This is a genomic window from Agrobacterium sp. GW821-FHT14E08 (assembly GCF_058803865.1).
In genome coordinates this window covers 285,371-310,482 of sequence record NZ_JBXAPJ010000001.1, presented here as the reverse complement: position 1 = coordinate 310,482, position 25,112 = coordinate 285,371, and the positions used below count along the sequence as shown (strand labels likewise).

The following is a 25,112-nucleotide window of genomic DNA, read 5'->3' as shown; positions in this document are numbered from 1 at the left end:
GCCGTCAAAGACGCTGACATGATCCTGTAACACGCACGCCGCATATACGGGCGGAAGCCGGGCAATGGGGAATCGCCTACGCGCAGATGAGCAGGATCAGTGTTTCATGACGAGAATCACGATTGTCACAGATGCCTGGCACCCGCAGGTCAACGGCGTGGTTCGCTCGATAGAAAACACCAATACCGAACTTGCGCGGCTGGGCGTGGATGTGCACATGGTCACGCCGCAGAGTTTCTACAGCATCCCCTGCCCCACCTATCCGGAAATCCGCCTTTCGGTCGCGGGTTATCGTCGTGTGGCCGTGGAGATCGAAAAAAGCCAGCCTTCCTTCGTGCATATCGCCACGGAAGGCCCGCTTGGTTTCATGGCGCGGCGCTGGTGTGTGAAGAACCATATGCGGTTTTCCACCAGCTATCACACCCGCTTTCCCGAATATGTCGCGGCGCGTTTTCCCATCCCGGAAAGCTGGCTTTATGCCTTCGTGCGCTGGTTCCACAATGGCGGCAACACCTGCATGGTTGCAACCCAGAGCCTCGAGACCGAACTGGAAGCCCGTGGTGTGAGGAACCTGAAACGCTGGAGCCGCGGCATCGACGCCGAACTCTTCCATCCCCGCCCGAAAACCACGCTGCCTTTCGATCTGCCAAGACCGATCTTCATGACGGTCGGGCGGGTAGCAGTGGAGAAAAACCTGCCGGAATTCCTCGAGCTCGACCTGCCCGGATCGAAAGTCGTTATCGGCGACGGGCCTGCCCGCCACGAGTTGCAGGAGAAATATCCCGGCGTGCTGTTTACTGGCGTCAAGACCGGCGAGGAACTGGCCGATGCCTATGCGCAGGCCGATGTCTTCGTTTTCCCCTCCAAGACCGATACCTTCGGCAACACCATCCTGGAAGCGCTGGCAAGCGGCGTGCCCGTGGCCGCCTTCCCCGTCACCGGACCGATCGATATTCTCGGCGGCAACCCGGCAGCCGGTGCGCTGGACGACAATCTTCGCGATGCCTGTCTCGCGGCCCTGAATTGTTCGCCACAGGAGGCGCTTGCGCTTTCCAGAAGCTACAGCTGGGAAAAGGCATCGCGGCAATTCCTCGACAATGTCATCCACGCGGCGGGAAAATCCCTGCCACTTCTGTCCCGGTCGCAGCTTGCCTGAAGGCAAACACTTGCCTTTTTTGCTGCGAGACAGTGGACGAACCAAAGCGGGAATGTCACAAGGCAATCAGGACGCGACTGCCGTTATCTTTAGAACGGGGTCGGGCTGCTGATTGACGTCAGGCGGCTGCCGCGAGAACACGCTGGCCGTCCTCTGTTTCCGGATGATACCGCCATTTTCAATGCCGCTTCAGGATAAGGGAAGAAGCTCTTTCTGCTGGGCTGCGGACCAGTGATTGATCTTCTCGATGATGTCCTTTGCAGGGATCGGCAGGGCGTTGTTGGGTATGACAACCACCGTCCCGTGGAAAACCAGAACCAGATTGTCCGGCGGCGTGATGGCGAGGTGATAGCGCGCCCAGCTCAGCTGTACCGTGTCCAGCCGTGTGACCTGCTTGTAGCCCTCGGGTCCTATCTCGACCTCCGTGTGAGGCGAATACATCCGATCATTGGCGATATTCCAATGTGCCAGGACCTCGTAGTCGGATTTCATCTCCTTTCTCGAGCCCCGCCAGATAATGAACCATATGGCGAGGGCCACAAACGGTGCGGGTGCAAACACCCAATAACCGACCACCGGCCAGACACCCGGAAACCACGGCAGACTCAGGGAATAGATGAAACCGGCAGCCGCTCCCGCAAACAGGGACAGCTTGACTCTCGCCGAGGCAAAATGGCGCGCCCAGGACTTGTCGAAAATCATGCTGTAATTTTCGTAGGCCTGATGTTGATAGCCGTGGACATAGTCGGGAACATGTTTCGGATCGGGCGTGAAGCTTATTGAAATGGTGTCATCGGCCATAGGAACACGTCAATCCCGTCGCTGTTGAAGCCCAGTCTGCGTAGCAACATTGGCCTTATAAATCAAAAGACCTTTTGCTGACAAAACCTTCGGGATCGACACTGCGCGGCGTAATCTGCTTTCACCATGCTCCGGTGAGCATCTGGCCGGAAAGCGGCACGGTCCGCGCCTTGCCGTCGCGATCCGTTACCGAAAGCGATGCGGCCATCTGTTTCGGTGACTTGCGGAACCAGTTGGCGGCAACGCTCGCCATATCGCCGATCATCGCCTGCCTGTGCCAGTCGGCAAAGCGCTTGGCCGTGGCTTCGGGTTCGGAGCGATAGAAGAAATCGCCGGATTGCCCGAGATCGTTGATGGATGCCGCCATGGCGGCAAGCGGTCGCTGGAACATTTTCGCCGACACGGAAAGCCCATCGGCACCTTCCGAAAATGCCGGCGCCATGAAATCGATGGCCCAGCCATCCGCCTCGATCCAGCAGTGGAAATTCTCGCCCGCACCCGTCACATAACCGTCTTCGCGGTGATCGGCGAACAGCAGCACGGTTCCACCGAGATTATAGGCCGAAAGCCCGCCCTTCGGCACGGCTTTCACCTTGTAATGCTGCTGCAGGATGAAGGCGCCGAAAGTGCTGAAATACATGGAGGCCGAGGCAGGATCGGCATTCTGGCTGATGAGCAGGCTGTTGATGACGCGGTAAATCCGGTGATAGTCGGTCTGCTTGATCAGCATGGTCTTTTACTCTTCAAAACCGGCCAGTGAAATTGGAACGAGCGGATGCCGCTTGTTTCTTCTCCCCGTCGGGGAGAAGTCCGCGGCAGCGGGATGAGGGGGCGAGGCCAGCGATATGCGGAGAGCTTGCCCCCTCATCTGACCCTTCGGGCCATCTTCTCCCCGGCGGGGAGAAGAAACAGGCCGCGACGCCCTGCGTCAAAATCAACGCCGCTTCTTCGCCTTGCTCTCAAACGGATTATCAGACCCACGATAATGCACACGGATCGGCACACCCGGCATGTCGAAATCCTTGCGCAGACCGTTCACGAGATAACGCGTATAGCTTTCCGGGATAGCTTCCGGCCGCGTGCAGGAAATCATGAAGGCTGGCGGGCGAGCCTTTACCTGCGTCATATATTTCAGCTTGAGACGACGGCCGGAAACGGCCGGTGGCGGATGCTGCGTCGTCTGCGAATCCAGCCAGCGGTTCAGCTTGGCCGTGGAGATGCGGCGGTTCCAGATCTTGTCGGTATCGATGATATTCTGCATCAGCCGGTCGAGGCCATAACCCGTCTGGCCGGAAATCGGCACGGCGCGAATGCCGCGCGCCTGCGGCAGCAGACGCTCGGTCTTTTCACGCAGATCGGCCAGATAGGCCTGCGGGTCTTCCACCAGATCCCATTTGTTGAAGGCGAGCACGGCGGCGCGGCCTTCGCGGATGACGAGATCGACCAGCTGCAAATCCTGCTTTTCGAAGGGAATGGTGCTGTCGAACACGATCACCACGGTTTCGGCAAAGCGGATGGAGCGCAGCGAATCCGCCACCGAAAGCTTTTCCAGCTTCTCGGTCACCTTGGCCTTGCGGCGCATGCCCGCCGTGTCGAACATCTTGATGGTACGGCCGCGCCAGTCCCATTCGACCGAAATACTGTCGCGGGTAATGCCCGCTTCCGGGCCGGTCAGCAGCCGGTCTTCACCGAGAAAACGGTTGATCAGCGTCGACTTTCCCGCATTCGGCCGGCCGATAATGGCGACGCGCAGCGGCTTGGTCTCGTCATAAACCGGCTCTTCGTCTTCCTCGTCCTCGCTGCCCGGCTCGCTGCGCGGCAGAACGATATCCGTTTCCGCCTCATCCACATCAGGCGGGAAAGCGACATCTTCGCCGATTGCCTCGACAATGGCGTCGCGCAGGTCGATCATGCCCTGACCGTGTTCGGCCGAGATCGGGCAAGGGTCACCGAGGCCGAGCGTGAAGGCGTCGTAGAAACCGGCATCGGAACCGCGCGCTTCGGACTTGTTGGCCACCAGCACCACCGGCTTGCCACGACGGCGCAGCATTTCGCCCAGCGTCTCGTCAGCGGGCGTCAGGCCGGCCTTGGCGTCGACGACGAACAGCGTCACATCGGCTTCGTCGATTGCCGCTTCCGTCTGCGCCCACATGCGTCCCTGAAGCGTTTCCGGCCCGGATTGCTCCAGACCGGCGGTATCGATGATGGTGAAACGCAGGTCAACAAGCTTCGCCTCGCCGGGGCGGCGGTCGCGGGTCACACCTGGCGTATCGTCCACCAGCGCCAGCTTCTTTCCGACGAGACGGTTGAAAAGCGTGGACTTGCCGACATTGGGGCGCCCGACTATGGCGACGGTGAAGCTCATTGATCCTGGTTCCTTGAAGCAAGTCTGCCCAAAACGTTACCTGTTTTGGGCAAAAGACATGCGTAAAATAAAGAGTTGGATCGCTTTGGCAATGCGAAGAAATGCCGGGGCGATCTCGCGTGGCGAAGCGGCGTTAAGCAGCTTTGCCCGAAGCGGTGATATTGTCGAGCATGATCTGTGCGCGGTTCGTCACGTTGCGCGGCGCCTGCGCGTCGCCGACGATCTGCTCGAACCATTGTTTGGCCTTGACGAAATCGCCGGCCTTGTAGGCGGCAAGACCCAGCGCCTCACGGGCAGACGCCCGCATGGTCTGGCCTTCGGCGCTGAGCGGCTCGGCCAGTGTGACGACCTGATCATAGGTGCCGTTATCCACCAGCAGCCACGCCGCGCGCACCTTGGCGGTATCGCGGAAGACCTGCGGTGCAGATGTGTCGTTGCCGATGGCGGTGAAGGCGGCGATGGCGCCGGCCGCATCACCCTTCTGCGACAGCAGCGTGGCGGAACGGAACTTCGCCAGGACAGGGTAATTGCCGTGACCGGAGGTTTCCAGATCGGCAAAGGCCTTCAGCGCATCGTCCGTCTTGTTTTCGGAAGCAAGCTTCAGCGCAGCAAGGAACTGGTCCCCGGAATTCGAAGCGCGGCTGGTGTTCCAGTATTCGTAGATGCCGGCACCGGCAGCGCCGACAACCACAAGAATGGCGGCGCCAACGACCACGATACCGTAACGGCCCCAGAAGCGCGACAGCTGCTCGGAACGGATCTGCTCGTTCACTTCGCGGATAAAGGTATCATTTTCGTTTGCCATCAAATTCTCCGTTACCCGCGCGGAGATCGTCGCCGATCCATCCGTTCGCGGACATACCAAGCCGCTTACCCGGGTCAGCAAAAGTCAGGCCAACCGGGTCATGGTCGGCCTTCTAGCCTATTTTGCCTGATATGTAAGGGGGAAACGTTGATTTCCTACATGGCGATGGGCTGAACGCCGATCAACCATTCGTGCAGTTTCAGGATGAATGCACCCCACAGAACGATGCCGCCGACAATGGCCACCAGATCGTAGCGGCTTGAAACGAAGTCCCGGACCACTTTTTCGCCTGCTCGTTCTCGGCGCTTCAGCGAAATCCGCATCACCACGCCCCAGGCAAGGAACGATACGAAAAGAAGGATCGAAGACGTCTCGCCATTGGCCAGAAGATGCGCAAGCGCCCAGATCTTGACCGAAAGGATGAGCGGATGTTTCGTCTTCGTCGCGATGTGGCCAGCCGGTATGAGGCTGGCGATAAGACAGATCATCGCCGGCAGCATCAGGGTCACGGCAATGTGGCTCATCCACACCGGCGGATACCACAACATTCCGGTTTCCTGCCGCGCTTCACCGAAGGCATAAATGACGAGGCCGAGCGTGATGAGGCTGACAAGGGAATAGACGCCCTTGAAAGGCCCCTCTCCCATCGCCGCGATCATCCGGGTGCGAAACTGCGGTGCGACCACCTTCAAAAGATGCGTCAGCAAAAACAAGGCAAGACAGAGTGCGAGAAAAATCATGAAACACGGTCCCCCGGTGGAACGAAGCGGCCCTATCACCGCAAGCTGCAACAGGAATTAGGCCGAAAGTCACGAAAACGCCAGACTATTCAAAGCTTCGCCTTATTCCACCCGCAAAAGGCCAGGATGTTTCATATGACGGATGACTGATGTTTCGCTCACTTGCCGCTTTTTCCCTGTCGCTTCTCGCTGCCCTTCCCGCTTTTGCCGAAGAGGCTGAGAAGCCGAAGCAGCTCGTCATCGTGTCCTTCGACGGTGCGGGCGACAATACGCTGTGGGAAAGAAGCCGTGCGACCGGCAAGCAAGTCGGCGCGCATTTCACCTATTTCCTGGCCTGCACGCTGGTGATGGACCGCAAGACCAGCGCCAAGACCTATCAGGGGCCCGGCCAGAAGGCGGGTCGCTCCAATGTCGGTTTCGGCCAGTCACCCGAAGAGGTGGAGGCAAGGCTCAGAAACATCTGGGCGGCCTATCGCGAAGGCCACGAGATCGGCAACCACACCTGCGGCCATTTCGATGGCGGGCAATGGACCGCCGAACAATGGGACGGCGAATTCACTACCTTCACCAGCACGCTGGAAAATGCCTGGCAGATGATCGGCAAAAAGGGCGAGGAACCCGAAGGCTGGCGCAACATGGTGAAAAAGATCAACGGTTTTCGCGCGCCCTATCTCTCACAGGGGCCGGCACTGACCGCCGCGCAGAAAAAGCACGGCTTCGTTTATGACGCCACCAGCATCACCAAGGGGCCGGAATGGCCGGTGGAGCGCGAGGGCATAGAGCATTTCGGCCTGCCGCTCATTCCCGAAGGTCCGGAAAACCGCCCGATCATCGCCATGGACTATAATCTCTTCATCCGCCACTCCATCGGCGTCGAAACGCCCGATCGTTCGAAGGAATTCGAGGAACGCGCCTATACGGCCTTCCGCAAAGCTTTTGACAGGCAATATAATGGCGAGCGCATTCCGCTGCAGATGGGCTTTCACTTCGTGAAGATGAATGGCGGCGCCTATTGGAACGCCTATGAGCGGCTGCTGCGCGAAGTCTGCGGCAGACAGGATGTCGCCTGTGTGAGCTATGCCGAGGCGATGCCGATGATCGAGGCGCGGAAGAAACAGAAGACCGAGGGGTAAACTTCCTCATACTCTCCGGTTCGTGACAAGGTCGAACACCCCTCCTCCGTCTGCCGGGCTTGACCCGGCATCCAGCCACGGCGCGTCTGCGCCGTGATAAGAGTCTTTTGCGATCAAGGACTTGATCGCGCTGGACCCCGGATCTAGTCCGGGGTGACGGGTGCGGATGAGGCAGTTCACCAAACACATCGTCTCCGTACGACGTGCTCAAGACCTGAAGGCGGCCAATCGACCGCCTTTTTTCAGGGCTTGTTGGCCGCCAGCTCGCCGGCTTCCGCTTCCCGCTGAAGATAGCGCTCGTCAATATCCGGCAGCGGCTTGTCGTCGATCGCGGCCTCGAAGGCCACAAGACGTTTGTGGATGGAAAGCAGCTCGATGATCGTGGTCCAGGAATTGACCAGATACTGGAACGAATTGCTGACCTGACCGAAGGCCGTGGCGATCTGCTGGTAGATACCATAGGTGATCTTGCCCGCCACGATGGTCGGAACGAGCATCAGAAGCAGGAACACCGCATCGGCCTGAATGTAGAAATACCGTGCGACGTTGAAATAGAGATAGTGCCAGTACATGCGGAAATAGTTTTTCCGCACATTGGAGTAGAGTTCCTTGACTGTCGGCGGCTGGGCGCGGTCGGCGTGGTCCTCGCCATAGACCAGTTCCTTGCGATAGGCGGCTTCCACACGCTGGTTGCGGAAGTTCAGGCCGGGCAGCTTGATGCCGACTGTCGCCAGAAGCACCGTACCAAATACCGACCAGACAATCGCCAGCCAGAACAGCGCATGCGGCACTTCACCGAGGATCGGCAGTTCCGAGACATAGGACGACAGCGCAAACAGGATCGGCAGGAAGACGACGAGCGTCATCACCGAGTTGATGAGCGTGATGCCCAACCCCTCAAGCGTTGAGGAGAACCGCATCGTATCTTCCTGAACACGCTGGGAGGCACCTTCGATATGGCGCAGCTTTTCCCATTTGGACATGTAGAAGTCGTTCATCGCGGTGCGCCAGCGGAAGATATAATGGCTGGTAAAGAAATCCGTCAGGATCGAAACCGCCATACTGAGGAAGGCAATCTTGGCGAAGACAATTTGAAGGCTGTAAAAATCCCAGACCTCGATACCTGGCTGTTTCGACAGGGCATTTTGCAAAAGGTCGCCAAAAGGCCGCCGGAAATTGTTGATGACGACGGAAATCTGAACGCCGAAATAGGTCACCGCGATAATCAGCAGCGATCCCCAGATGGACCAGAATTTCCAGGGATGATCCTTGGCGATAACAGTCCATACACCGCCGAACGCCGCCAGACACAAGGCCAGATAGCCGTAGAAGAACAGGTTTGCCGGCACCAGGAAGTAGCTGAGATCGTAGGGTTCCTGTTCAGGCATTACATAGCCCCAAGACCGACCTAACCCTTCAACGATGAAGTACCATCCGAGAATGGCGAAAAAAGCCCAGATAATGGCCGACGTGAAGAAGATTTTCGGTTTGGGAAAAAAGGAATGAAACACGTTTCGAACTCACGCGCGTTTGAAATCAGCCATTATTGGCGAAGCACTAGATGGCCCGAACCTAGGGCAGAAATTTGTGCACAGCAACGGAGAAGCGACGACCTTAACAAGATGTAAGGCGCAGATGGTGGCGCGATCCCCGCAAAACAGCGTGAATTCGGGCCGGTCAGGACGCCGTCAAAGACTTAACGCCGTTGCTCCGTGGCAAGCACTGGCAGCATCAGCAGAATGCTGACGACGAGCACGGCCGAAGCGAGAATGCTGGGCGCGGTGAAACTGCCCGTCACCTCGGCAATCCAGCCGGCGGCGAGCGGCCCGACGATCTGGCCCGTGCCGAAAGCAGCCGTCATCAGCGCAAAGGCACGACGCGGGCTCGGCCCGGCAAATTCCCGACCGAGCTGCAGGCCATAAGCGGTGATGACCATGAAGGTCAGCCCCAGAAGCAGACCACCTGCCAGCACGCCCGGCACCGGCGGCAGCATGACGGAAGCGAAAACACCGACGGCTTCGACGGCAAGAACGATCACGAAAGCGCGTTTCAGCCCCTGCGATTTCAAGACAGGCTTCCAGAGAAAAAGCGAAATGGCAGCCGCGCAGCCGGTGATGAACCAGGCCAGAAACTCCACGAAAGCACCGGCGGCGGCCATGCGGGCGATCGCCACGATGAAGGTCGCGGTGATGACGTAACCGAAGCCGAAAAGCCCATAGGCCAGCGTCGTCAGGAAGAGCGGCCGCGTCCAGTGGAGCGGCGGCTCCGCGACCGAGGATGCATGTCGCGGCGGGCCTGCGGGCAGCACCCGCCAGACGAGAATGAATGTGATGAAGGAAAAGACAGCGCCTGCAATCCACTCCTCCCGCCATGAGGAACCGCCGCCGTCAAAAACGACGCCGATCAGATAGACCGCAAGCGAGGAGATCGCGATGCCCGCACCGACGCCGCCATAATGCAGCGCCTGAACGCTGTCCCTGCCCGCCTTGACGGCATGGCCGATAACGATCTGCGAGGTGAAGATCATGGTCAGCGCGCTGGCGACACCGGCCAGAAACCGGATGACGGTGAAGGCCGCGACGGAGTTGAAAGCCGCCATGGCAAGCAACAATGCCCCGGTGGAAAACAGGCCGCAAAGCGCCACCAGCCGTTCCCGCCCCGAACCCCACGAATAGGCCGCCAGAACCGCCCCCGCCAGATAACCGGCGAAATTCCCAGCCGCCACGATCCCCGCATCCCCCGCCGAAAGCGGAACATCCGCCATCATGCCGGGTAGAATGGGGGTGAAGGAAAAGCGGCCGAAACCCATGGCGGAGGCCATCATCAGCGCCCCGGAAAATCCAAGTGCAGTCAGATGTTTGGCGGAAAGTGGCTTGTCGATGCTCATGCATGGCTTATCGCAACGGGGCGGATAAGGGACAAGCGAGTTATTTTGATCGGCGTTATAAGCGGTCGTTATCTGTCATGAATCGTCGGATGTCGCCGCTTGTTTCTTCTCCCCGCCGGGGAGAAGGTGGCCCGAAGGGTCGGATGAGGGGGCAAGCTCTCCGAAATCCAGCGAGGGTGCACCCTCATCCCGCTGCCGCGGACTTCTCCCCCTCGGGGAGAAGAAACAAGCGGCACCCGCTCGCCTCACCCAAGGGCCAAGACGAGACAATGGACCTTTGTAATTTGCCCTTGATGAACGGAAGCCAGTCCCCGCCCCTCACTCAGCCAGCGTCAGCACCAGCGGCCCGTTCTTGGTCGCAACCACGGTATGCTCATACTGCACCGTCGGCGCGCTCGGATCGCTATAGAGCGTCCATGGATCATCATCGCCATCCTCGGCCCAATAGGCGCCCGTCGAGAGAAACGGCTCGACGGTGAACACCATGCCTTCCTGCATGATGCGCCGCTCGTCCTTGTCCGGCCAGGTCGCCAGTTCCTTCGGTTCCTCATGCAGCGAGCGGCCGATGCCGTGGCTGGCCAGATTGGTGATCAGCGTATAGCGGTTCTTCTTGGCAAAAGCGCCGATGGCATTGCCGATATCGGCAAAAGGCCGGCCGGTCTTCACCTGCTGCAGGCCCGTCCACATGGCGCGCTTGCCATCGCGGCACAGCCGCTCGATGTCCTTCTTCACCGGCGGCACGGCGAAAGATGAACCCGTATCGCCGAAAAAGCCGTTCTTTACCGCCGAGACATCGATATTGACGAGATCGCCCGCCTTGATAATGCGGGGACCCGGAATGCCGTGAGCCACTTCCTCATTGACGCTGATGCAGGTCGCGCCGGGAAACTTGTAGCAGAATTCCGGCGCCGATTGCGCACCGTTATCCTCCAGCACCTTGCGGCCGATGGCATCCAGCTCGGCCGTGGTGATGCCGGGTTCCAGCGCGTCCGCCATGGTCTGCATCGCGACGGCGCACAAACGGCCGATGTCCTTCAGCAGAACCAGTTCTTCTTCGGTGGAAATGACCATGTCTCTGTCCGTCGTTCTGTATGGCGGGTCTGAAAGCGCCCGCCTTGGCAATCATCAGGCCGTGGCTTTCACCGGATCGGCGCTCCCCGTCAATTCTTTTCTGACGATAGGGGCGACTTTCGTACCATAAAGCTCGATGCCGCGCATGATCTGATCGTGCGGCATCAGGCCGATGGCCATCTGCAGCAGGAAGCGGTCATTCCTGAACACGCCATGCGCCTTGATGATCTTTTCCGCCACCAGCTCCGGCTCACCGAGAAAGAGATTACCCTCCGGCCCGCGTGCAGCGTCGAAATGCGCGCGGTTCGTCGGCCCCCAGCCACGCTCGCGGCCGATGCGGTTCATCACCTCCGCCTGCGGTCCGTAAAACTGGTCCGCCGCCTTGTCGGTGGTGTCGGCAATGAAGCCGTGCACATTGATGCTGGTGCGCAGCTTGGTCTTTTCCTGCCCGGCGCGGCGCGCGGCCTCATGATAGAGATCGAACAGCGGCGCAAAGCGGCGATATTCACCGCCGATGATGGCAAGCGCCACCGGCAGACCCATGGCGCCTGCCCGCGCCACCGATTGCGGCGTGCCGCCAACCGCGATCCACACCGGCAGACGCTCCTGCAGGGGCCGCGGATAAACGCCGCGCCCGTGAATGGCGGGGTGCTTGGTGCCGGACCAGGTCACGATTTCCTGCTCCCGCAACGCCAGCAGCAGATCGAGCTTTTCGGCAAAGAGCACGTCGTAATCCTCGAGATCGTAACCGAACAGCGGGTAGGATTCGATGAAGGACCCGCGCCCCGCCATGATCTCGGCGCGGCCGTTCGACAGGAGATCGACGGTCGAAAACTGCTGGAGCACCCGCACCGGATCATCCGAACTCAACACCGAAACGGCGCTCGTCAGGCGGATATTCTTCGTCTTCACCGCCGCCGCCGCGAGAACGGTGGAGGGCGAGGAAGCGACATAGTCGGGGCGGTGGTGCTCGCCCAGCCCGAAAACATCGAGCCCGACCTGATCGGCAAGCTCGATTTCCTCCAGGAGATCCTTAAGCCGGCGCGCGCCTTCCGGGCCACGACCATCGGCAGGATTGGGATTGACATCGGCGAATGTGTAAAGACCGAGTTCCATAACGATACCTCTGTTTGCTTGCCTGAGAGATAGGAACGGAAGGCCCCGCACACAAATGCAGAATCTGGATGCTTAGCTTCGAAAAATTGGATGGCCACAGCCTGTTTCGCCGCTCCACTGTGCTCCCCCGAAATGGGCGATTGCCAGCCCGCCCCCTTTGGGCATACCCTGCTTAAATATGTGCGAAGTAATGCAAAAAGGGGAAAGCATGCATCGGACAGTTATCGTGACAGGCTCCACAAGCGGTATCGGCCTCGGCATCGCCCAGCGATTTGCGCGGGAGGGCGCCAATATCGTGCTGAACGGCTTTGGTGACGAGGACGAGATTGAGAAGCTTCGTCTTCTGCTGGAAGCAGAAAGCGGCGGGCGTGTGCTTTACCACCCGGCGGATATGACGAAACCGGACGAGATCGCCGACCTCATCAATTCCGCCAACGAAAAACTCGGTTCGGTGGATGTGCTCGTCAACAATGCCGGCATCCAGCATATCGCGCCCATCGAGGAATTTCCGCCGGAGAAATGGGACTGGATCATCGCCATCAATCTGACCAGTTCCTTCCATACCATGCGGGCTGCGATACCGCTGATGAAGAAGGCCGGAAAAGGCCGTATCATCAACATCGCATCCGCCCACGGTCTCGTCGCCTCGCCGTTCAAATCGGCCTATGTGGCGGCCAAGCACGGCATCATGGGCCTGACGAAGACGGCAGCGCTCGAGCTTGCTCAGACCGGGGTTACCGTCAACGCCATCTGTCCCGGTTATGTGCTGACCCCGCTCGTCGAAAAGCAGATACCGGAAATGGCGAAGGTGCGCGGCATCAGCGAAGAAGCGGTGAAGAACGACGTGATGCTGGAACTGCAGGCGACCAAGCAGTTCGTCACCGTCGACGATGTGGCCGCCGCCGCGCTGTTTCTGGCAAGCGATGCCGCAAGCAACATTACCGGCACCCATATTTCCGTGGATGGCGGCTGGACGGCGCAATAATTGCCGAAATTTATTTCCGTTTTGGAAACAATGAATTGCCAAAACGGAAATCGATATACGCCTGCGGGCGTGCATATGATGCGCAGGGACAATGACAAGAAACCGGCTCGGCAGCCGGTCAAAAAAAGCAGGGCATTGCATGAACGACGCGATCAGCTTCATCCTCAACAGCGAAACCATCTCGCTGAAGGATTTCGGACCGACAGACACGCTTCTCGATTATCTCCGCATCAGCAAGCGGTTGACCGGGACCAAGGAAGGCTGCGCGGAAGGCGATTGCGGCGCCTGCACGGTGCTGGTCGGGCGGCTGCTGGACGGTTCGCTGCGTTATGAAAGCGTCAATGCCTGCATCCGCTTTTTAGGTTCGCTGCACGGCACCCATATCGTGACAGTCGAGCATCTGGCCGCGCGCGATGGCACGCTTCACCCCGTGCAGCAGGCGATGGTGGATTTCCACGGCTCGCAATGCGGTTTCTGCACGCCGGGCTTCATCATGTCGCTTTACGGTCTCTGGCTTTCCAGTGAAAACCCCGGCCGCGCCGACATTGAAAAGGCGCTGCAAGGCAACCTCTGTCGATGCACGGGCTATGAGCCGATCGTGCGCGCCGCCGAAAAGATCGCCGCTGCCCGCCCGAGCGCGCTCTTCGACCCGCTGCAACGGGACCGCACCGATATCATGGCCAGGCTCTGGGCCATTCGCGCCAATGAGACGATCACCGTCACCCACGGCGAGGACCGCACCATCATTCCAGCGACACTGGCCGAGTTGACCGAGATTTACGCTGCTGAACCAAAGGCAACCATCGTTGCTGGCTCCACCGATGTCGGCCTGTGGGTCACGAAGCAGATGCGGGCGCTGAACCCGGTGATCTTCATTAACAATCTCGGGGATTTGCAAACCATCAGCGTGGATGAGGACGGCGTGACACTCGGCGCCGGCGTCACCTACAGCCAGGCCTTCAAGACCATTGCGGAACATTTCCCGCCGCTTGCCCGGCTGTTCGACCGCCTCGGCGGCGAGCAGGTGCGCAATATGGGCACCATCGGCGGCAATATCGCCAACGGTTCGCCCATCGGCGATACGCCTCCGGCGCTGATCGCGCTTGGAGCAACGCTAACCTTGCGCTCCTCCTCCGGCAGCCGCACCGTGCCGCTGGAAAGCTACTTCATCGACTATGGCAAACAGGACCGGCTGAGCGGCGAATTCGTCGAAAAACTCTTCATCCCGTTCCAGAAAGCCGAAAGCCACTACGCGGTCTACAAAATCTCCAAGCGGCGCGACGAGGATATTTCCGCGCTCTGCGCCGCCTTCAACCTGACGCTCGATGCCGACGGCACCGTCGAAGATATCCGCATCGCCTTTGGCGGCATGGCCGGCACGCCGAAACGCGCCGCGCATCTTGAGGCGGCACTTCTCGGCAAAGAGTGGTCGCAGGAAACGATCGATGCGGCGCGCGATGCGCTGGACAAGGATTTCACCCCGCTCACCGACTGGCGCGCCACCGCCGAATACCGGCAACTGACGGCCAAGAACCTGCTGACGCGGTTCTTCCTCGAGACTTCGGGCGAAAAGCAGGAACTCAGCCGTTTCTCACTGGCGGAGGCTTGACGATGACGATGACGATGACGTTGGCGACACCCACAACCTCCCTCATTCCTGTGCTTGTCACAGGAATCCAGTTGGCGCGCGTCTGCGCGACGAGACAACCCTTTCAGCCCAAAGACTTGGGCTGGCTGGATTCCTGTGACAAGCACAGGAATGAGGGTTTATTGTCGCTGTCATATGCCGCAATTGATGAAGGGGAGGCTTGAACCATGGACACGACAAGCTTCGACAAGACCAAAACCGAAATCGACGGCCCTGTACACGCCTCGCTCCGGCACGATTCCGCCCATAAACATGTGACGGGCAGCGCCGAATATATCGACGATATTCCCGAACCCGCCGGCCTCGTTCACGGCGCGCTTGGCCTTTCCGACCGGGCGCATGCGGAAATCGTCTCCATGGACCTGTCCGAAGTCGAGGCTACACCGGGCGTCCTGTGGGTCATGGTTGGCAAGGATGTGCCCGGCGAAAACGATGTCTCGTCAGGCGGCCGTCACGACGAACCTTTGCTGGCCGAGACAAAGGTCGAATTCCACGGCCAGCCGATCTTCGCGGTCTTCGCCGAAACCCGCGATATCGCCAGAAAGGCGGCCCGCAAGGCGAAGGTCACTTATAAGGACCTGCCGCATTTCACCGATATCGACACGGCGATTGAAAATGGCGGCGCGCTCGTCATCGATCCGATGACGCTTAAGCGTGGCGATGCCAAGATCGAAATGGATGTCGCACCCCGCCGTCTCACCGGCACCATGCGGATCGGCGGGCAGGAGCATTTTTATCTCGAAAGCCACATCGCCATGGCCGTGCCGGGCGAGGATGACGAGGTGACGCTGTGGAGTTCCACTCAGCATCCGAGCGAAATCCAGCACATTGTCAGCCATATCCTGCAGGTGCCGTCCAATGCCGTCACGGTGCAGGTGCGCCGCATGGGTGGCGGTTTCGGCGGCAAGGAAACGCAGGGCAACCAGTTCGCCGCCCTCTGCGCCATCGCCGCCAAGAAGCTGAACCGGGCCGTGAAAATCCGCCCGGACCGCGACGAGGACATGACAGCGACCGGCAAACGCCACGATTTCCGCGTCGATTACGAGCTTGGCTTCGATGAGGAAGGCCGCATCCACGCCGTCGATGCCACCTATGCCGCCCGCTGCGGCTTTTCCTCCGATCTCTCCGGCCCGGTCACGGATCGCGCCCTGTTTCACGCCGATTCCAGCTATTTCTATCCGCATGTGCACCTGACCTCGCGGCCGCTGAAAACCCACACCGTCTCCAACACCGCCTTTCGTGGTTTCGGCGGCCCGCAGGGCATGCTGGGCGCGGAACGTTTCATCGAAGAAATCGCCTATGCGGTGGGCAAGGATCCGCTCGATATCCGCAAGCTGAATTTCTACGGCGAGACCGGCTCGGGCCGCACCACGACGCCCTATCATCAGGAGGTCGAGGACAACATCATCGCCCGCATCGTCGAGGAGCTGGAAACCTCCAGCGACTACCGCGCGCGACGAGACGCCATCATCGAGTTCAACAAAACGAGCCCGATCATCCGCAAGGGCATCGCGCTCACGCCTGTCAAGTTCGGCATCTCCTTCACCATGACCGCCTTCAATCAGGCGGGCGCGCTGGTGCATATCTATAATGACGGCTCCATCCACCTGAACCATGGCGGCACCGAAATGGGTCAGGGCCTTTATACCAAGGTGGCGCAGGTGGTGGCCGATGCCTTCCAGGTGGATATCGGCCGGGTGAAAATCACCGCAACGACCACCGGCAAGGTACCGAACACCTCGGCCACCGCCGCCTCCTCCGGTACGGACCTGAACGGCATGGCAGCCTATGACGCCGCCCGCCAGATCCGCGAGCGGCTGGTCAAATTCGCCGCCGAGAACTGGAATGTGCCGGAAGAGGAAGTCGTCTTCCTGCCGAACCGGGTGCGCATCGGCCTCGAGGAAATCCCCTTCAACGACTTCATCAAAAAGGCCTATTTCGCCCGCGTGCAGCTTTCCGCCGCCGGTTTTTACAAGACGCCAAAAATCCACTGGGATCGCACCGCCGGCCGTGGCACGCCATTTTATTATTTCGCCTATGGCGCGGCCTGCTCGGAAGTGTCGATCGATACGCTCACCGGCGAATACCTGATGGAACGCACCGATATCCTCCACGATGTCGGCAAGTCGCTGAACCCGGCCATTGATATCGGCCAGGTGGAAGGCGCCTTCGTGCAGGGCATGGGCTGGCTCACGACGGAAGAATTGTGGTGGGATGGCAAGGGACGGCTGCGCACCCACGCGCCTTCTACCTACAAGATACCGCTCGCCTCCGACCGGCCGAAGAGTTTCAACGTCAAGCTGGCGGAATGGGCGGAAAATGCCGAACCCACCATCGGCCGCTCCAAGGCCGTGGGCGAACCGCCCTTCATGCTGGCGATCTCGGTTCTTGAAGCTCTCTCCATGGCGGTCGCCTCCGTCGCCGACTACAAGGTCTGCCCGCGCCTCGATGCGCCGGCAACGCCCGAACGGGTTCTGATGGCGGTGGAACGGCTGAAGAAGGTGTGAGGGGGCCAACAAATGCCTGACACCTCCCTTTCCAACTTCCTCGCCCGCTCCCCCGCCGCGATCCTCGTGGAAATCGAGGCTGTCAAAGGCTCCTCGCCGCGTGAAGCCGGAACCTTCATGCTGGTAAGTCAGGATGCGCTGTGGGCAACAATCGGTGGCGGGCAGTTCGAATATATGGCGATGGACCATGCCCGCGCCATGCTGAGGAGCGGTGTGGCCGAGGACCGCATGGATATTCCGCTCGGCCCGGAAATCGGCCAATGCTGCGGCGGCCGCACCCTCATCCGCTTCCAGCGGGTGACGAAGGAGATCGCGCTCGCTCTAGAGACGCGGCTGAAAGGCGAAGCCGAACAGCAGGCCGCCGTCTTCATTTTCGGGGCTGGTCATGTCGGCAAGGCGTTGGCGGAAGCACTGTCGCTGCTGCCCCTGACGCTGACAGTGGTGGAGACCCGAAAAACGGAGTTGCACGATCTTCCAGCCGATGCCACATCCGTGCTCACTCCCATGCCGGAGGCGCTCGTCGCGAAAATCCCGGCAAACGGGGCAGCGATCATCGTCACCCATGATCACGCACTCGATTTCCTCATAGCCAAGGAAGCGCTTGCCCGCGACGATCTCGCCTATGTCGGCATGATCGGTTCAAAGACCAAACGCGCCACCTTCTCCCATTGGCTGGAGCGGGAGGGCGAACCGCCTTCCCGCCTTGCAAAACTCACTTTGCCCATCGGTGGCAATAGCGTCAGGGACAAGCGCCCCGCCGTCATAGCGGCCCTTGTGGCAGCCGAGTTGTTGCAAGCATTTTCCGCTGCCGAAATCCGTCGCAACGAAAATCGACACGGCCATCCTCAAGGCCAAGATCACGCCTGAGCCCGTCGGGCAGGCTTTCATCCGCCAGATTGTCGGGCGCAATGCTTTCAAGGGCAAACCGTTCCGCTGTCCGCAGGCCCGCGCGCAGGCGGGACCACGCGCGCAAGAGTGCTGTGCGCATGTTCGTCTCCATTCAAAAAATGTCAGAAGCTCAGTTGATGAGTTGGACTAAAAATGCTCTGATTTATGAGTAAAAACCAATGAAACCTTTGGCGATTAGCATAAAGAGAACTTATCCATGAAAATGTCTCGCCAGTTCCCGCTGAATGCCTTGCGCGTGTTCGAAGCCGCTGCCAGGCATCTGAGTTTCACCAGGGCTGGTGAGGAACTGGGCATGACGCAGACGGCGGTCAGCTATCAGGTGAAGCTGCTGGAGGAGAATATCGGTGAGCCGCTCTTCATACGCAAAGCGCGCCAGGTTCAGCTGACCGAGGCCGGGCAGAAGCTGGCGCCAAGAGTGGCCGAAGCCTTTAACAGCCTGCGGGAGGCCGTCGACAATGTGCGTGACACGTCAGACACGACGCTGACCATTCATTCCACCGCCACTTTCGCATCACGCTGGCTTTCACGACATCTGGGGGCGTTCCAGCTTGAACATCCTTCGATCGCCGTCCGGCTGGAAACCTCCAACGCCTTGATCGATTTTGCGCAGTCCGATTGCGATGTCGCCATCCGCTGGAGCAACGACGATGGCAAGGGATTGATTTATCACCGGCTTGTCAGGGGCGTTTATACGCCGATGCTGCATCCCGACCTTGCCGAAACCATCGGCGGATTGAAAAAGCCGGAGGATCTTCTGCGCCTGCGCATCATCGATCCCGGCGACATCTGGTGGAGCCAATGGTTCCAGGAAGTAGGTGTCGAAAATCCGGGCCTCGACCGTTATCCGCGCAGCCGCCTTAACGTCCAGGCATTCGAAGCCGCGGCGGCCATCGCCAGCCAGGGCGTGGCCATGCTCACCCCTGAACTTTATGCGGACGAAATTGCACTCGGCCGGCTGTATCAACCCTTCGAGCATCTTAGCAGCGAAGGACAGAACTATTGGCTGGTCTATCCGGAAAACCGCAGGAACATTCGCAAGATAAGGCTGTTTCGCGACTGGATATTGCAGCGGATCGAGGAAAGCCGGCCGCAGCCATCTCAATACCCCATGTCCGGCGCATAAAAACAGCGCGGCGTGTCTTCATCCGGGAAGAGGCAGAGGTGATATTCGCCATCCTCAGACCGTCTTGCCTCGCGTTGCGACCAGTTGAAGACATGCCGCCGCGTGACCATGCGATGATCGCCGGGGGCCAGCGACACCTCATAACCATCCGGTGTGACACGAACGCTTCGCGTGGGGATCATCTGGCAATCTCCCGTCTGGGCATCGCCGTTGCAGCAATAGCTTTCATATTTGAACCCCTTGTGGGATTCATGGGCAAGCGCTGTGGCGGTGAACGCCAAAAGCAGGAAGAGAACCGTCAGAACAAGGCGCATCGGCATGGTCTCCGTTGAAACAACGGCGGTTGCCGGAAGGTCATTGCGTCCCTTTATTCAAATTCCACACATCAACACGCACCCGGACGCGATGGCACCGGGAACTGCGACACCTGCCCCCTAAACTGCCCCCGCCCCAGGGTTCGCAGCACCCGCTTTCGGCATGAACCGCCAGCGAAACATGTCATGGGAGCCCTGCGCATCGGCTTGAAAATCGAGACCGATTTTCGACAGGAACGATGCGCCACTTAAAAAGTTAGAGCGTCCTTTGTCGCGTCCTTTCGGACGCAGGGCACTCCAAAGCTCCGCAGCCTTTTATTTTAGCACATTGGCAGGCTGCACAAAGGATAATAGCTGAGTCGCGTTAGCCAGCTAAGCACAAACTATGCGACAGCAAACCTCCGCTGCAACTTTACCGGGCCTGCCACCAGAGGCGATCCACTTCGGCCTATGTTGTGGACACAAGCGAACCGGATTGTGAACAATCACCTCCCGCCCTTTGCTTTTCCCTTTCCTAAAGGTCAAATTTCTCGCAAGGTGCGCTGCACAAGGATCAGGGGAACCGCATGTACGAATATGCCATTGCGTGGGAATGGATGGCCTTTGCCGTCCGCTGGCTCCACGTCATCACCGCCATCGCCTGGATCGGCTCATCCTTTTATTTCATCGCGCTCGATCTCGGGCTGGTCAAACGGCCGCATCTGCCGCCGGGGGCCTATGGCGAGGAATGGCAGGTGCATGGCGGCGGCTTTTACCACATCCAGAAATATTTGGTCGCGCCTGCCCAGATGCCCGAGCACCTGACTTGGTTCAAATGGGAAAGCTATGTCACCTGGCTTTCCGGCTTTGCCATGCTCTGCATCGTTTATTATGGCGGCGCGGATCTCTTCCTCATCGACCATTCGGTGCTGGCGCTCACCCAGTTCCAGGCCATCTGTCTGTCGCTCGCTTCGCTTGCCATCGGTTGGCTGTTTTACGATTTCCTCTGCAAATCGCCGCTTGGCAACAATACCTGGGGCCTGATGATCGTGCTCTATGTCGCGCTGGTGGCGATGGCATGGGGTTATACGCAGGTCTTCACCGGCCGCGCCGCGTTCCTGCATCTCGGTGCCTTCACCGCCACCATCATGTCGGCGAATGTGTTCTTCATCATCATTCCGAACCAGAAGATCGTCGTGGCCGACCTCATCGCCGGGCGCACGCCGGACCCGAAATATGGTCGCATCGCCAAGCAGCGCTCGCTGCACAACAACTATCTGACGCTGCCCGTCATCTTCTTCATGCTGTCGAACCATTATCCGCTAGCCTTTGCCACGCAGTTTAACTGGATCATCGCCGCACTGGTCTTCCTGATGGGCGTCACCATCCGCCACTGGTTCAACACCACCCATGCCCGCAAGGGAAAACCTACATGGACCTGGCTGCTGACCGCCCTCATCTTCATCGTCATCATGTGGCTTTCCACCGTGCCGAAGGTGCTGACCGGCGAGGAGGAACAGAAGGCCGCCACCCTTTCGCCGATGCAGCAGCAATTCGTCAGTGACGCCCATTTCGCCAAGGCCCGCGATGTGGTTCAGGGCCGCTGTTCCATGTGCCATGCGGCCGAGCCGGTGTGGGAAGGCGTGCCCTTCACGCCAAAATCCGTGAAGCTCGAAACCGACGAGCAGATCGCCGCCCATGCGCGCGAAATCTATTTGCAAGCCGGCCGCAGCCATGCCATGCCTCCCGGCAACATCACCGCCATCACCCCGGATGAGCGCAAGGTGCTGACCGCATGGTATGAAAGTGCGGTTTCCGGGGCTGGAAAAGCCGAAGGAAAGACTGAATGAGCATGGTTCTGCTGCGTGGCCGCCTGCTGAGCTTCCGCCGCGCGCCGCTTTCGATCGACGATACGCAAAGCTATCTCTATATCGAAGACGGTGGCCTGCTGATCGAAGACGGCCGGATCGCCGCCATCGGCGAATACGCCGATATCCGCAAGCAGGCCCCCGAAGACATCGAGGAAAAGGATCACAGGCCGCACCTCATCGTGCCGGGCCTGATAGACATGCACCTGCATTTCCCGCAGATGCAGGTCATCGGCTCCTATGCCGCCAACCTGCTGGAATGGCTGAACACCTATACTTTCCCGGAGGAATGCCGTTTCGTCGAAAGCGCCCATGCCCAGCGCATCGCCACGCATTTTTACGACGAGCTTCTGCGCCACGGCACCACCACGGCCGCCGCCTATTGCTCCGTGCACAAGACCTCCGCCGACGCCTTTTTCGCGGAAGCCATGAAGCGCAACATGCTGATGGTGGGCGGCAAGGTGATGATGGACCGCAACGCCCCACAGGGCCTGCTGGACACGCCGGAAACCTCCTATGACGAGACCCGCGCTGTCATCGCCGACTGGCACGGCAAGGGCCGCAACCACGTCGCCATCACCCCCCGCTTCGCCATCACCTCCACCCCGAAGCAGATGGAAGCCGCCCAGGCGCTGGCGCAGGAATTCCCCGATCTCTTCATCCAGACGCATCTCTCGGAAAATCTCGACGAGATCAAATATACCTGCGAGCTTTACCCCGAAGCGACCGACTATACCGATATCTATGTGCGCTACGGCCTGATGGGCAAAAAGACCCTGCTCGGCCACGCCATCCACCTCTCGGATCGCGAGGCGGACGTGCTGTCGGAAACCGGCGCGGTGGCGGTGCATTGCCCCACCTCGAACCTCTTCATCGGCTCCGGCCTCTTCCCGATGAAAAAACTGCAGCGGCGCGAAAAGCCGGTGCGGATCGCGGTTGCGACCGATATCGGCGGCGGATCGAGCTATTCCATGCTGCGCACCATGGATGAGGCCTACAAGGTCCAGCAATTGCTGGGCGAGCGCCTGAACCCGCTGGAAAGCTGGTATCTGATGACGCGCGGTAATGCCGAAGCCCTCTCGATGGTCGACCGCATCGGCACGCTGGAGGCCGGCACGGACGCCGACATCACGGTGCTGAACGCTTCCTCGACACCTGCCATGGCGCTGAAAATGGAAGTGGTGAACAGCCTGACGGAAGAACTCTTCCTGATGCTGACCATGGGTGATGACCGCACGGTGGTGGAAACCTATGTGGCCGGCAGGGCGATGAAGAGCGTGCTGCCATAGTTCGGCTGGGGCCGAAACATAAAGCTGCGGCCTCATTTATATCGGTCACACATTGGAGTGAGCGGGTGCCGCGTCTTTCTTCTCCCCGCCGGGGAGAAGTCCGCGGCAGCGGGATGAGGGGGCAAGGGTGGTGAGATACGGCAACGTTGCCCCCTCATCCGACCCTTCGGGCCACCTTCTCCCCGGCGGGGAGAAGGAATCCGCCGCACCCACTCGCGTCCTATGATTGCCTGACACCAGTCGGCAAAAACGCGAATGACCTCTGGAGTGCCCCGTGCCGGATTTAGACACAACCACAATGCTCATGGTCCTCGCGACATTCATCATCGCGGGCATCGTCAAGGGCGTGACCGGCATGGGACTGCCCACCGTCGCCATGGGCGTGCTCGGCCTGTTCATGCCGCCCGTCCTTGCCGCCGGGCTACTGATCCTGCCCTCCTTCGTCACCAATATCTGGCAATTGCTGGCCGGGCCGGATTTCAGGGCCATCGTCGCGCGGCTGTGGCCGATGATGATCGCCATCGCCGGCGGCACCCTCATCGGCATCCGGCTGATGACGGCAGGAACCGGCGTCTGGACCACCTCGGCGCTCGGCCTGTGCCTTGCGGCTTACGCGGCCTATAGCCTCTTCGCCAAACCCCTCTCCGTTCCGGCACGGCTGGAATCCAGGCTCTCGCCGGCCATAGGGCTGACAACCGGCCTGCTGACCGGCGGTACCGGAATTTTCGTCGTGCCCGCCGTGCCCTATATCCAGTCGCTCGGTTTCAACCGCGACGATCTCGTGCAGGCGCTTGGCCTTTCCTTCACTGTTTCGACCATTGCACTTGCCGCCGGCCTCGCCTCGCAAGGCGCCTTCCGCGTCGAGCATCTGTCGCTTTCCGCACTCGCCGTGCTGCCTGCGCTTCTCGGCATGTGGCTCGGCCAGAAGATCCGTAACATCGTCAGCCCGGCCACATTCCGGCGCTGGTTTCTCATCTGCCTGCTTTTATTGGGAGCCGAGCTGTTTTTGCGGGCTTTCTGGTGATCAACCCCGTCGATTTTGATGTTGCAGCCGTCCCATTCATGTTATGTGAAGCCATCATTCAAATGTGAAGGCTTTATCCATGGGCAAAATCCTGACCATAGCGGACCTGAAGCAACAGGCTCAGCGCCGTGTGCCAAAAATGTTTTTCGACTATGCCGATAGCGGCGCGTGGACGGAAAGCACCTACCGCGCCAATGAGGATGATTTTGCAAAGATAAAGCTGCGCCAGCGCGTGCTGGTGGATATGACCGACCGGTCGCTTGCCACCGAGATGATCGGTGAGAAGGTTTCGATGCCGGTCGCGCTCTCCCCCACCGGGCTGACGGGCATGCAGCATGCCGATGGCGAAATGCTGGCCGCCAAAGCAGCCGAAGAATTCGGCGTGCCTTTCACGCTTTCCACCATGAGCATCTGCTCCATCGAGGATGTCGCTTCCGTCACCTCGAAACCCTTCTGGTTCCAGCTTTACGTGATGAAGGACCGGGATTTCGTCAATAATCTCATCGACCGGGCCAAGGCCGCCGGCTGCTCGGCGCTGGTGCTCACACTCGACCTGCAAATTCTCGGCCAGCGCCACAAGGATTTGCGCAACGGCCTCTCCGCACCGCCAAAATTTACCCCGAAACATATCTGGCAGATGGCGACCCGGCCGCAATGGTGCATGGACATGGCCCGCACCAAGCGCCGCAGCTTCGGCAACATCGTCGGCCACGCCAAAAATGTCTCCGATCTCTCCTCGCTCTCCTCCTGGACGGCGGAGCAGTTCGATCCGCGCCTGTCGTGGAAGGATGTCGAATGGATCAAGGAACGCTGGGGCGGCAAGCTGATCCTTAAGGGCATCCTTGACGAGGAAGACGCCCGCGCCTCGCTCGATACCGGCGCCGACGCCATCATCGTCTCCAACCATGGCGGTCGCCAGCTCGACGGTGCGCACTCCTCGATCGCCATGCTGCCGAAGATCGTCGATGCAGTCGGCGATAAAGTCGAGGTGCATATGGATGGCGGCATCCGCTCCGGTCAGGACGTGCTGAAAGCCGTGGCGCTCGGCGCCAAGGGCACCTATATCGGCCGACCCTTCCTTTACGGCCTCGGTGCCGATGGCAAACAGGGCGTGACCACGGCGCTGGAGATCATCCGCAAGGAGATGGATGTCAGCATGGCGCTTTGCGGCAAGCGGCTGATTACGGATGTGGACCGCAGCATTCTGGCGTGATGTTGGACAAGGCGGAAGGCGCCGCGGCGATACGTCGGAGGCCGCTCCATTCTCTGCCGTCATGCCGGACTTGATCCGGCATCCAGCCACGGCGCGTCTGCGCCGTGAAGAGCGTATTATACGATCAAGGACTTGATCGCGCTGGACCCCGGATCAGGTCCGGGGTGACGGCGTGCGGA

At 59.8% G+C, this 25,112-nt stretch carries 21 protein-coding genes; 11 read left to right on the top strand and 10 right to left on the bottom strand.

What is annotated here, in order from left to right; genetic code table 11:
• The first annotated feature begins 106 nt into the window (after positions 1–106).
• Positions 107–1,156 (top strand): bifunctional monoglucosyl/glucuronosyl diacylglycerol synthase, encoded by a 1,050-nt coding sequence (locus tag AC1ROR_RS01495; RefSeq protein WP_035220697.1) that lies wholly within the window; start codon positions 107–109, stop codon positions 1,154–1,156.
• A 189-nt stretch (positions 1,157–1,345) separates the two neighbouring features.
• Here AC1ROR_RS01495 and AC1ROR_RS01490 read toward each other — a convergent pair whose 3' ends face one another.
• The 5 genes from AC1ROR_RS01490 to AC1ROR_RS01470 form a co-directional block, all read right to left on the bottom strand.
• Positions 1,346–1,957, bottom strand: coding sequence for a hypothetical protein (locus tag AC1ROR_RS01490; RefSeq protein WP_498588421.1), 612 nt, complete (start codon positions 1,955–1,957; stop codon positions 1,346–1,348).
• A gap of 121 nt (positions 1,958–2,078) precedes the next feature.
• The gene (locus AC1ROR_RS01485) at positions 2,079–2,687 is read right to left on the bottom strand and encodes a DUF2026 family protein (protein WP_498588420.1); all 609 of its coding nucleotides are present in this window, start codon (positions 2,685–2,687) and stop codon (positions 2,079–2,081) included.
• A 204-nt stretch (positions 2,688–2,891) separates the two neighbouring features.
• A complete protein-coding gene (der, locus tag AC1ROR_RS01480; RefSeq protein ID WP_035220119.1) occupies positions 2,892–4,322 on the bottom strand; it encodes a ribosome biogenesis GTPase Der in 1,431 nt (476 codons plus the stop codon).
• 133 nt (positions 4,323–4,455) lie between these two features.
• Positions 4,456–5,127 (bottom strand): tetratricopeptide repeat protein, encoded by a 672-nt coding sequence (locus tag AC1ROR_RS01475; protein WP_498588419.1) that lies wholly within the window; start codon positions 5,125–5,127, stop codon positions 4,456–4,458.
• A gap of 155 nt (positions 5,128–5,282) precedes the next feature.
• Positions 5,283–5,867 carry an NnrU family protein gene (locus AC1ROR_RS01470; protein ID WP_142169022.1) on the bottom strand — a complete coding sequence of 195 codons (585 nt, stop codon included), beginning with the start codon at positions 5,865–5,867 and terminating at the stop codon, positions 5,283–5,285.
• A gap of 149 nt (positions 5,868–6,016) precedes the next feature.
• On the opposite strand from AC1ROR_RS01470, the gene AC1ROR_RS01465 reads away from it, so the two are divergent.
• Complete coding sequence (locus AC1ROR_RS01465; protein WP_498588418.1) at positions 6,017–7,000, top strand: polysaccharide deacetylase family protein; 984 nt, start codon at positions 6,017–6,019, stop codon at positions 6,998–7,000.
• A 242-nt stretch (positions 7,001–7,242) separates the two neighbouring features.
• On the opposite strand, the gene sbmA is transcribed toward AC1ROR_RS01465, so the two are convergent.
• The 4 genes from sbmA to AC1ROR_RS01445 form a co-directional block, all read right to left on the bottom strand.
• Positions 7,243–8,511, bottom strand: coding sequence for a peptide antibiotic transporter SbmA (sbmA, locus tag AC1ROR_RS01460; RefSeq protein ID WP_080835570.1), 1,269 nt, complete (start codon positions 8,509–8,511; stop codon positions 7,243–7,245).
• Between the two features lie 185 nt (positions 8,512–8,696).
• Entirely contained in the window at positions 8,697–9,887 is a 1,191-nt protein-coding gene (locus AC1ROR_RS01455; RefSeq protein WP_498588417.1) for an MFS transporter, read from the bottom strand.
• Positions 9,888–10,205: 318 nt separating this feature from the next.
• Positions 10,206–10,958 carry a type I methionyl aminopeptidase gene (gene map / locus AC1ROR_RS01450; RefSeq protein WP_065655656.1) on the bottom strand — a complete coding sequence of 251 codons (753 nt, stop codon included), beginning with the start codon at positions 10,956–10,958 and terminating at the stop codon, positions 10,206–10,208.
• Positions 10,959–11,012: 54 nt separating this feature from the next.
• Positions 11,013–12,074: an LLM class flavin-dependent oxidoreductase gene (locus AC1ROR_RS01445; protein ID WP_498588416.1), complete on the bottom strand. Its 1,062-nt coding sequence runs from the start codon at positions 12,072–12,074 to the stop codon at positions 11,013–11,015.
• A 208-nt stretch (positions 12,075–12,282) separates the two neighbouring features.
• On the opposite strand from AC1ROR_RS01445, the gene AC1ROR_RS01440 reads away from it, so the two are divergent.
• From AC1ROR_RS01440 to AC1ROR_RS01420, 5 genes are all read left to right on the top strand, one after another.
• Positions 12,283–13,059, top strand: a complete 777-nt coding sequence (locus AC1ROR_RS01440; RefSeq protein ID WP_080835583.1) for a 3-hydroxybutyrate dehydrogenase — start codon at positions 12,283–12,285, stop codon at positions 13,057–13,059.
• A 139-nt stretch (positions 13,060–13,198) separates the two neighbouring features.
• The gene (xdhA, locus tag AC1ROR_RS01435; protein ID WP_498588415.1) at positions 13,199–14,668 is read left to right on the top strand and encodes a xanthine dehydrogenase small subunit; all 1,470 of its coding nucleotides are present in this window, start codon (positions 13,199–13,201) and stop codon (positions 14,666–14,668) included.
• A gap of 206 nt (positions 14,669–14,874) precedes the next feature.
• Positions 14,875–17,214 carry a xanthine dehydrogenase molybdopterin binding subunit gene (gene xdhB, locus AC1ROR_RS01430; RefSeq protein ID WP_498588414.1) on the top strand — a complete coding sequence of 780 codons (2,340 nt, stop codon included), beginning with the start codon at positions 14,875–14,877 and terminating at the stop codon, positions 17,212–17,214.
• A gap of 12 nt (positions 17,215–17,226) precedes the next feature.
• Positions 17,227–18,081 (top strand): xanthine dehydrogenase accessory protein XdhC, encoded by an 855-nt coding sequence (gene xdhC, locus AC1ROR_RS01425; protein WP_498588413.1) that lies wholly within the window; start codon positions 17,227–17,229, stop codon positions 18,079–18,081.
• A gap of 238 nt (positions 18,082–18,319) precedes the next feature.
• On the top strand, positions 18,320–19,246 hold the full coding sequence (locus AC1ROR_RS01420) for a LysR substrate-binding domain-containing protein (RefSeq protein ID WP_035220104.1): 927 nt from the start codon (positions 18,320–18,322) through the stop codon (positions 19,244–19,246).
• Here the strand turns inward: AC1ROR_RS01420 and AC1ROR_RS01415 are convergent.
• The gene (locus AC1ROR_RS01415) at positions 19,222–19,560 is read right to left on the bottom strand and encodes a hypothetical protein (protein ID WP_035220103.1); all 339 of its coding nucleotides are present in this window, start codon (positions 19,558–19,560) and stop codon (positions 19,222–19,224) included. The two genes, AC1ROR_RS01420 and AC1ROR_RS01415, sit on opposite strands and share 25 nt — an antisense overlap.
• A 566-nt stretch (positions 19,561–20,126) precedes the next feature.
• Here AC1ROR_RS01415 and puuD point away from each other — a divergent pair.
• From puuD to AC1ROR_RS01395, 4 genes are all read left to right on the top strand, one after another.
• The gene (gene puuD / locus AC1ROR_RS01410) at positions 20,127–21,389 is read left to right on the top strand and encodes a urate hydroxylase PuuD (RefSeq protein ID WP_003494446.1); all 1,263 of its coding nucleotides are present in this window, start codon (positions 20,127–20,129) and stop codon (positions 21,387–21,389) included.
• Positions 21,386–22,696, top strand: coding sequence for a guanine deaminase (gene guaD, locus AC1ROR_RS01405; RefSeq protein WP_498588412.1), 1,311 nt, complete (start codon positions 21,386–21,388; stop codon positions 22,694–22,696). Before puuD ends, guaD begins: the two co-directional genes overlap by 4 nt.
• Positions 22,697–23,000: 304 nt before the next feature.
• Positions 23,001–23,720, top strand: a complete 720-nt coding sequence (locus AC1ROR_RS01400; protein WP_498589153.1) for a sulfite exporter TauE/SafE family protein — start codon at positions 23,001–23,003, stop codon at positions 23,718–23,720.
• 79 nt (positions 23,721–23,799) lie between these two features.
• Positions 23,800–24,933: an alpha-hydroxy acid oxidase gene (locus AC1ROR_RS01395; protein WP_498588411.1), complete on the top strand. Its 1,134-nt coding sequence runs from the start codon at positions 23,800–23,802 to the stop codon at positions 24,931–24,933.
• The last annotated feature ends 179 nt before the right edge of the window (positions 24,934–25,112 follow it).